This is a genomic window from Chromohalobacter sp. 48-RD10, assembly GCF_029889785.1.
Classification (GTDB): domain Bacteria; phylum Pseudomonadota; class Gammaproteobacteria; order Pseudomonadales; family Halomonadaceae; genus Chromohalobacter.
Genome location: NZ_JARANX010000133.1, coordinates 1 through 1,475, shown reverse-complemented (window position 1 = coordinate 1,475; position 1,475 = coordinate 1). Strand labels below are relative to the sequence as shown.

The following is a 1,475-nucleotide window of genomic DNA, read 5'->3' as shown; positions in this document are numbered from 1 at the left end:
CGCCCAGCAACAAGGAGGTATTGAGGTAACGGTGCGTCATGATGATATCGACAGGTCGGGTCTGCCGGACGAATAGATACTGCCGGCGGACGAATTCAGTAAGCGGGACAGCATATTAGCATATAGCACGCACACCCGCCTTAAGTCTAATCGCTATTTAGCCTGGCCCATGCGTGCCTTGCACCACTCAGAAGTATGTCGTCATCACCTCTGCCACCTCCAGCGACTCATCAACGCACAATACGCGACGCCACTTGTCGAACGTCAGGCATGGGTGGGAAGTGCCGAAGGCAATCACATCGCCCACGGCAATATCGGCGTGTTCAGGAATCTCGAGGAACACATGCTGATCCATGATATGCGTCGTCCTCCACGCGCTGATATCGACCGGAGCCACGTTCTCGTTATGCAGAGAATAGAGTCGAAGCGGTAACGGCAGGTCCGGCTCATGGCCGATATCGCGTTTGCCCAGCGCGATAATGGCCAAACCGGGCTCGGGCATTGATTGTACATGCGCGAAGACCTCGAGCGCCGGCTGCAGCTCGCCCTCGAGCTTGGGCTGACGCGCTTTCACATTGGCCATCGCCCCGGCATAGAGCTTGTGATCGTGCACCACGTAACAGCCCGGTCTCAGCACCGGCGTGTAGTGCTCGCGCAGCGCTGCCTTGTCGAACGCGTCGGCGATCAGATCGAACCACTTGGAGCCGGAGGCGGTGACTAGCGGCGCCTCGCACTTGAGCACACCGCTGGCCTGCAACATGCGCACGGTCTCCACCAAGCGCTCGCCGTAGGCACGTACGGAAGCCACTTCATCGCCGCCAGCGATCATGCCCTCGTATCCCTCAACGCCCACCAGCGCCAGGGCGGATTCTTCGCCGATCGCCGCGACCAGCGTCTCGACCTGCTCGGCATTGCGACATCCGCAGCGCCCGCCGTCGACGCCCAGTTCGATCAGCACGTTGAGCGTAAGGCCACGCTCGGCAAAGAACGCCCCAAGATCGCGCACATTATCGACACTATCCACCACGCAGTAATACTCGAGCCCGCGCGCGATGGCATCTGCCACCAGGGTCATGTTGGGGTGCCCGACCAATTGATTGACCATCAGTACGCGGCCGATGCCATGGGCATGCGCCGTCACGCTCTGCACCGCCGTCGCAAGCGTGATGCCCCACGCCCCCGCCTCGATCTGTCGCTTGAACAACGCCGGCGCCATGGTGGTCTTCCCGTGCGGCGCCAACTTGGCACCGTGGTCATCGGCGAAACGCTGCATCCAGGCCAGGTTGTAAGCCAGCGGCGCCTCGAAGACCACCGCCGCTGGTAGCGGAACGTCACGCAGCAGATGCCCCGGATGCACCAGCGGTGTGCCTTTTTCCATTGCCCCTTGCACGCGTTCGGACATCGTATTCTCCTCAGACTTTTATACTTAGAGGGTATTTACTAACACATAATTTAAAAATATGTTAGTACCTAAC

General features: G+C 59.8%; 1 protein-coding gene. It reads right to left on the bottom strand.

The genetic code is table 11. From position 1 onward, the window contains the following. Window positions 1-187: 187 nt before the first annotated feature. Window positions 188-1,402: an amino acid deaminase gene (locus OP496_RS17730; protein ID WP_280565232.1), complete on the bottom strand. Its 1,215-nt coding sequence runs from the start codon at window positions 1,400-1,402 to the stop codon at window positions 188-190. Window positions 1,403-1,475 lie beyond the last annotated feature (73 nt).

What these genes read in the sequence shown, in the direction of transcription:
- OP496_RS17730 (WP_280565232.1), bottom strand. Translation starts at nt 1,402, where the DNA reads ATGTCCGAACGCGTGCAAGGGGCAATGGAAAAAGGCACACCGCTGGTG.